We start from the raw sequence: 6,807 nt of genomic DNA, 5'->3' as shown, positions 1-6,807 counted from the left end.
GCACCGGTCCGCCCCGGCGTTCGCGCCGCCCGTCCCGCGGGCCGCGCTGGACCCGGCGCGGGCGGGCAGCGCCGCCATGCCGCCGACCCCGATGGTGCAGCGGCTGCGCGAGGCACCCGTCACCCGGGCCCCCGAGACCCGCGCCGCGCAGTTCCCCGAACCCGCGGCCGCACCGGCCGCGGTGCCGAGCACCGCGCCGGCGACTCCGACCCCGGCGGCGGCCGAGGCCAAGGAGGCACCCGCCCCCGACGGCACCGCCGTGCTCGCCGCGCTGGACCGCGCGCACCTCGACGAGCTGGCCCGCCGCCTCGCCGCACCGATCGGGCGACTGCTCCGCAGCGAGCTGCGCCTGGGCCGCGAGCGCTCCGGCCGCCTGACGGACGGTGGCCGATGACCAGCAGCAGGACCACGTCAGGAGACCCTCGATGACCACCGCGATCGACCCGGGCACCACCGTCCACTTCCGCCTGCAGTTCACCGGCGTGGACCTGGGCCTGTTCACCACCTGCTCGGGCCTGGGCGCGCAGGTGGAGGTGGAGCAGCGGCCGGAGGGCGGCAACAACGGCTTCGTCTGGCAGCTGCCCACCCGGGTGACCTTCCCCAACGTGACGCTCACCCGCGGTCTGACCGCCGACAGCGCCAAGGTGGCGACCTACCTGGCGAACCTGCAGCAGCGGGTGACCCGGGGCACGGCGCAGATCACCGCGCTGGACCCGACCCTCGCGCAGACGATCGCCACCTGGTCGCTGCGCGAGGTGATCATGGTCCGCTGGACCGCACCCTCCTTCGACCCGTCCCGCTCCGAGACGGCCGTCGAGTCCGTCGAGCTGGCCCACCACGGCTTCCTCTAAGCCGCCCCTGACCCAGGAGAAGGACTGACATGCCCGGCACCCCCGCCAAGGCCACCCTGACGGCCTATCAGCCGCCGACCCTGGAGGGCGAGCCGCCCGGTGGTGCGATGGGCGGCCCGGTCACCTTCCAGTTCAACCCGCACACGCTGACCCTGTCGAAGGGCACCAACTGGCTGCAGAACCCGGCCACCAAGATGGAGCTGGGCACCGCCGAGTTCCGCGGCCGCCAGCCCGCCAAGCTCTCGGTCGAGCTCTTCCTGGACGCCACCGCCAACCACGACAACAGCGTGGCCACGGCGGTGGACACGGTGCTGTCCTGGTGCTCCCCGGTGAGCGAGGAGATCGGGCTGCCGCCGTGGGTGAAGTTCGCCTGGGGGTCGTTCAAGGCGGTCGAGTTCTACGGCTACCTGGAGAGCGTCACCGCCACCTACACCCTCTTCGACATCGACGGCCACCCGCTGCGCGCCACCTGTGCGGTGCAGATCACCGAGGCCGCCGAGATGACGAAGGGCCAGAACCCGACCTCCGGCGCGCTCTCGGCCCGGCGGGTCCACCAGGTGGTCGGCGGGGACAGCCTGGAGCTGCTGGCCTACCGGGAGTACGGCGACGCCACCGCCTGGCGGCGGATCGCCGAGGCGAACGCGATCGACGACCCGATGCGGCTGCGCCCGGGCGTCGAACTGCTGGTCCCGGCCCGTGACGAGCGGCAGGAGGGGTAGCCGTGACGGACGGCGCCAACGTCAACAGCTTCGTGATCGGCACCCCCGGGCCGCTGCCGCCGCTCTGGCGGGACCGGCCGATGGAGGTCCGGGTGGAGGAGGGCGGCGGTCTCGCGGCGGTGGCCGAGGTCCGGGTGCTCGACCCGGAGCGGAAGCTGCTGGGCCAGACCTCGATCACGATCGGCGGGAAGTTCACGGTGCAGGCGAAGGCCGGTCCCGCGGCCCCGCTGCGCCCCATGTTCGCGGGTGAAGTGATCGCGCTGGAGGCCGACTTCGACGGTGCGGGCACGTACACCACGATCCGCGCGCTGGACGTCTCGCACCGGTTGCAGCGCGGTCGGCGGATCGCCGGCTACCCCATGATGAAGGCCTCGGAGATCGTGGTCCAGCTGGCCGGGGCGGCCGGGGTGGCCCTCGGCACGGTCGACGCGACCAGCACCGAGTACGAGTACCTGACCCAGCCGAACGTCTCCGACTGGGAGTTCCTGCGCACCCTGGCGCTGGAGAACGGCCGCGAGCTGGTGGTCGAGGACGGGGTGCTGAACTTCCGCAAGCCGGTGGCGGCGGCCGAGGCACCGGGGCTGTCGACCACGCCGGACAAGAATCCGTTCGTGCTGGAGCTGGGCAAGAACGTGCTCGCGGTGCGGTCCTCGGTGAACTCGGTCAACCAGGTCGGCACCGTGCGGGTGCGCGGCTGGGACGTGCGCAACAAGCTCGCGGTGAACGCCGAGGCACCCGTGCTGCCCAGTCCGGAGCAGCAGTTCGGCCTGACCCCCGCGCAGGCGGTCGGCCCGTTCCCGAAGGCGGAGCTGCTGGTCGCGGACACCCCCTACCGGACCGAGGCGGAGGCGACCGCGGTGGCCACCGCGCTGGCGGCCGACCAGGCCGCGGCGCTGGGCGAGTTGGACGTGACCGTGCGCGGCACGCCGGAGCTGCGGGTGGGCACGCCGGTGACCCTGACCAAGGCCGGTGCGCCGTTCGACGGCAAGTACACGGTGACCGCCGTTGCGCACCACTACCTGCGCGGGATCGGCTACGAGACCCGGCTCACCGTCAGCGGCCGGCAGGACCGCACGCTGTTCGGCCTGGCCGCCGCGGCCACCGCGCCGGCCCGGTCGCCGCGGGTGCCCTCGGTGGCGACCGGGATCGTGGTGGACGTGCTGGCGGACGGGCAGACCCCGCAGGACGGCTACCCGGGCCAGCTGCAGCAGGGCTGGGTCAAGCTGAAGTTCCCCTGGTTGTCCGACAGTTCGGCCGCCGACGCGCGGGCCTACCAGAGCGACTGGGTGCGCGTGGTGCAACTCGGCGGTCTGAACGGCGGCGGGCTCTTCTGCCCGGAGATCGGCGACGAGGTGCTGGTCGCCTTCGAGCAGGGCCTGCTGGACCGGCCCTATGTGTTGGGCGGGCTGTACAACGGCCACGACGATCCGACGCCGGTGCCCGGCAAGCTGCTCGGCGCGATGAAGAAGGTGGCCCGGCGCACCGTCGCCAACCGCGACGGCGACCGGCTGGAGCTGCTCAGCAACCCGGCCGCCGACGAGGGCCTGCGCCTGGCCACCGGGGACGGCCGGCTGACCGTCACGCTGGACCGCAGGACGCACGAGATCCGGGTGCAGGCGTCCCGCGGCGCGAAGGTGAGCGTGGTCGCCGACGGCGACGTGGACGTCCAGGGCCGCAACATCACCCTGGGCGCCGCCACCGGCCGGGTCTCGGTCCACGGCGAACAGGTCTCGATCGGCGCGACCGCCGAGATCAGCATCAACGCCCCGCTCGTCAAGCTAAACTGACGAGCCATCAGAGAGAAGAGAATGCCCATGCCACCGGCCGCCAGGGTAGGTGACCCGGTCAGCCAGCTGTACGTGCCCGAGATCGGCGGCCCGCCGACCGGAACCCTCGGTCCGCCCGGCGGGCAGGCGCTGCCGCCCGGCCCGAGCATCGGACCGCTGCTCGGCGTGCCCTCGGTCCGGATCGGCGGTGAACCGGCCGCGGTGGTCGGCACGGTGGCCGTCTGCGCGCCGCACGCGGAGCTGCTGATGGGCAACCTGGTGCTGCCGTCGCCGCCGACGACCGGCGGCCTGGTGCTGATCGGCGGGTTCCCGGCCGCCCGGATGGGCGACAAGCTGACCTGCCAGGCCGCGATCAGCGGCGGCGACCGCACCGTGCTGATCGGAGGGATCTGAGATGCCCGAGCAGTTCGTCGGCTCCGGGTGGGCCTTCCCGCTGCGCACCGACCCGACCGGCCGGATCGCCCTGGTCGACCAGGACCGGGAGATCGCCGAGTCGATCCGGCTGGTGCTCTCCACCGCGCCCGGTGAGCGGCCGATGCGCCCGGAGTTCGGCTGCGGGGTGCACCACTACGTCTTCGCGCCCACCGACGCGGACACCGCCGGCCGGATCTCCGAGGAGGTGCGCCGGGCGCTGGAGCGCTGGGAGCCGCGGATCGAGGTGGACGCGGTCGAGGTCTCCTACGACCGGGTCGAGGTCGGCACCCTCTACATCGACATCCGCTACTCGGTGCGCGGCACCAACAACCCGCGCAGCCTGGTCTTCCCGTTCTACGTGATCCCCGAACACACACCGGTGGACCTGCCGGTCCCCGGCTCCCAGGAGCACCGCTGATGGCCCTGCCCGCACCCAATCTCGACGACCGCCGGTTCCAGCAGTTGGTGGACGAGGCCAAGCGCTTCGTCCAGCAGCGCTGCCCGGAGTGGTCGGACCACAACGTCTCGGACCCCGGGGTGACCCTGATCGAGGCGTTCGCGCACATGACCGACCAGCTGCTCTACCGGCTGAACCGGGTGCCGGAGAAGAACTACCTGGCCTTCCTGGACCTGATCGGGGTCAAGCTGTTCCCGGCCACCGCGGCCGCGACCGACCTGACCTTCTGGCTCTCCACCCCGCAGCAGCAGCCGTTGCGCCTGCGCGAGGGCACCGAGGCGGCCACCGTCGGCAGCGGCCGCAGCGACCGGGTGGTCTTCGCCACAGAGCGCGAACTGGCCATCGTCCCCTGCACGTTCGAGGCGCTGCTGACGCAGGCCGGGGACGGCCGGCCGGTGGACCGCAGCGCCGAGCTGCTGGACGGGCGGGACGTGGCCTGCTTCGCCGCCACCCCGGTGGTCGGCGACCTCTTCCTGATCGGCCTGTCGGACGCGGTGCCGCACTGTGCGGTGCTGCTCGACCTGGACAGCGTGGTCGAGGGCGTCGGTGTCGACCCGCGCCAGCCCCCGCTGGTCTGGGAGGCCTTCGACGGCGACGCCTGGCTGCCCTGCGAGGTGGACAGCGACGGCACCGGCGGCCTGAACCGCCCCGGCGAGGTGGTGCTGCACGTCCCCGGCGGGCACGCGGTCGCCACCGTGGCCGGCCGGCGGGCCGGCTGGCTGCGCTGCCGCACCGTCACCGCCCGCCCGGGGCAGCCGTTCTACTCCGCCTCGCCGACCGTGCGGGCGGTGCGCGCCGGGACCGTCGGCGGGACGGTGCCGGCGGTGCACGCGCAGACCGTGGACCAGGAGTGGCTCGGCGACTCCACCGGCACCCCGGGCCAGCGGTTCACCGTCTCCCGGGCGCCGATCCTCAGCGACGGGCGCCCGCTGGTGGTGGAGGTCGCGCCGTACCTGGAGCCGGCCGGCGGCGACGAGCAGGCCGACGACGGCTGGCAGGAGTGGCACGAGGTGGACGCCTTCGGCGACTCGGGCCCCGAGGACCGGCACGTCACGGTGGACCGGACCACCGGGGAGATCGCCTTCGGCCCGGCGGTGCGCGAGGCGGACGGCGTGCTGCGCTGCTACGGGCAGGTGCCCCCCAAGGGCGCCCGGATCCGGGTGCAGCGCTACCGCACCGGCGGCGGGCGGCAGGGCAACGTGGCGCGCGGTGCGCTGAGCGTGCTGCGCAGTTCGGTGCCGTTCGTCTCCCGGGTGGAGAACCGGGAGGGCGCCACCGGTGGAGTGGACGGCGAGACGGTGCAGTCCGCGATGCTCCGCGGTCCGGTCCAACTGCGCACCCAGGACCGGGCGGTGACGGCGGCCGACTACGAGTTGCTGGCCCGCCGGGCGGCCCCCTCGGCGGCCCGGATCCGGGCGCTGGCGGCGGGGCAGGGCGCGGGCGACGGCGGGGTGCGGGTGCTGGTGGTGCCCGGGGTGACCGCCGACGGCGGCGACCGGCTGCGGTTCGAGCAGATGGTCCCCTCCGACGACCTGCTCTCCGGCATCGCCGAGTACCTGGACCAGCGCCGCCCGATCGGGGCCCGGCTGGTGGTCGAACCGCCGTACTACCAGGGCGTCACCGTGGTGGCCCGGGTGATGGCGCGGCGCGGGGCGGCGGTCGGCAAGGTCCGCGAGGCGGCGCTGGACGCGCTCTACCGCTACCTCAACCCGCTGGTCGGCGGGCCGGACGGGGAGGGCTGGCCGTTCGGCCGGCCGGTGCAGTCCGGCGAGGCCTACGCGGTGCTGCAGCGGCTGCCCGGGGTCGAACTCGTCGACCACGTCCAGCTGTTCCCCGCCAACCCGCTCACCGGCGAGCGCGGCGACCCGGTGGACCGGGTCGAGCTGGACCGCAACGCGCTGGTCTTCTCGCACCAGCACCAGGTCCGGGTGGAGGAGCTGTGAGCGGGCGTGCGGCGGTCCCCGGTCTGCGCACCCCGCACCCGCTCGGTGCGCGGCTGCCGGACGTGTACGCGGGGGAGGACTTCACCCAGCGCTTCCTGGGCGCCTTCGACGACGTGCTGGCGCCGGTGTTCGCCGTGCTGGACAGCATGGAGGCCTACTGGGACCCGCGGTTGGCGCCGGCCGACTTCGTGGAGTGGCTGGCCGACTGGGTGGCCGCGCCCGAACCGGCGGAGGGGCCGGACCAGGAGCGCCGCCGGCGGGCGGCCGTCGCGGACGCGGTCCGGACCCACCGGGCCCGCGGCACGCTGGCCGGACTGGCGGACCAGTTGCGCCAGTTGGGCGTCCACGCGGAGATCGGGGACAGTGGCGGCGCCACCTGGTCGGCCACCCCGAACGGTCCGCTGCCCGGGTCGGACCTGCCCACGCTGCTCATCCGGATCCGCGACACCGGCCTGGACGGGGCGGCACTGCGCCGGATCGAACTGGCCGTGGAACGCGACCGCCCGGCCCACGTCCGGTGCCGGATCGAGGTCGTGCCCTAGCTAGGGCCTGTCTGACCATTCCCGCCGGGTCCGGCCCGCCCGGCACCCACTCTCGCCGCACGGCCGAAACGCCCAAGTAGCTCCGCTACGAGGG

General features: G+C 74.1%; 8 protein-coding genes. All 8 read left to right on the top strand.

All coding sequences use genetic code 11. The features are described 5' to 3' along the window. The coding region (locus ACFW1A_RS36850; protein WP_380417346.1) for a hypothetical protein at window positions 1-394 on the top strand (394 nt) is incomplete at its 5' end. 31 nt (window positions 395-425) lie between these two features. Beyond that, window positions 426-851 carry a phage tail protein gene (locus tag ACFW1A_RS36845; protein ID WP_380417344.1) on the top strand — a complete coding sequence of 142 codons (426 nt, stop codon included), beginning with the start codon at window positions 426-428 and terminating at the stop codon, window positions 849-851. 29 nt (window positions 852-880) lie between these two features. Continuing rightward, on the top strand, window positions 881-1,570 hold the full coding sequence (locus tag ACFW1A_RS36840; protein ID WP_380417342.1) for a peptidase M23: 690 nt from the start codon (window positions 881-883) through the stop codon (window positions 1,568-1,570). Between the two features lie 2 nt (window positions 1,571-1,572). Then, the gene (locus tag ACFW1A_RS36835) at window positions 1,573-3,357 is read left to right on the top strand and encodes a VgrG-related protein (RefSeq protein WP_380417340.1); all 1,785 of its coding nucleotides are present in this window, start codon (window positions 1,573-1,575) and stop codon (window positions 3,355-3,357) included. A 27-nt stretch (window positions 3,358-3,384) separates the two neighbouring features. Continuing rightward, complete coding sequence (locus ACFW1A_RS36830; RefSeq protein ID WP_380417348.1) at window positions 3,385-3,750, top strand: PAAR domain-containing protein; 366 nt, start codon at window positions 3,385-3,387, stop codon at window positions 3,748-3,750. A gap of 1 nt (window position 3,751) precedes the next feature. Continuing rightward, entirely contained in the window at window positions 3,752-4,189 is a 438-nt protein-coding gene (locus ACFW1A_RS36825) for a GPW/gp25 family protein (protein WP_380417338.1), read from the top strand. Next, window positions 4,189-6,171, top strand: coding sequence for a putative baseplate assembly protein (locus ACFW1A_RS36820; RefSeq protein WP_380417336.1), 1,983 nt, complete (start codon window positions 4,189-4,191; stop codon window positions 6,169-6,171). Before ACFW1A_RS36825 ends, ACFW1A_RS36820 begins: the two co-directional genes overlap by 1 nt. Continuing rightward, window positions 6,168-6,713, top strand: coding sequence for a phage tail protein (locus ACFW1A_RS36815; RefSeq protein WP_380417333.1), 546 nt, complete (start codon window positions 6,168-6,170; stop codon window positions 6,711-6,713). Before ACFW1A_RS36820 ends, ACFW1A_RS36815 begins: the two co-directional genes overlap by 4 nt. Window positions 6,714-6,807 lie beyond the last annotated feature (94 nt).

The organism is Kitasatospora sp. NPDC058965, from assembly GCF_042741245.1.
GTDB lineage: Bacteria > Actinomycetota > Actinomycetes > Streptomycetales > Streptomycetaceae > Kitasatospora.
The sequence above is the reverse complement of the archived record's forward strand: the minus strand, read 5'-3'. Positions and strand labels throughout refer to the sequence as shown.

Excerpts from the sequence above, each read along its gene's own strand:
- ACFW1A_RS36840 (WP_380417342.1), top strand. The coding sequence starts at position 881 with ATGCCCGGCACCCCCGCCAAGGCCACCCTGACGGCCTATCAGCCGCCG.
- ACFW1A_RS36830 (WP_380417348.1), top strand. The coding sequence starts at position 3,385 with ATGCCACCGGCCGCCAGGGTAGGTGACCCGGTCAGCCAGCTGTACGTG.
- ACFW1A_RS36825 (WP_380417338.1), top strand. The coding sequence starts at position 3,752 with ATGCCCGAGCAGTTCGTCGGCTCCGGGTGGGCCTTCCCGCTGCGCACC.
- ACFW1A_RS36820 (WP_380417336.1), top strand. The coding sequence starts at position 4,189 with ATGGCCCTGCCCGCACCCAATCTCGACGACCGCCGGTTCCAGCAGTTG.
- ACFW1A_RS36845 (WP_380417344.1), top strand. The coding sequence starts at position 426 with ATGACCACCGCGATCGACCCGGGCACCACCGTCCACTTCCGCCTGCAG.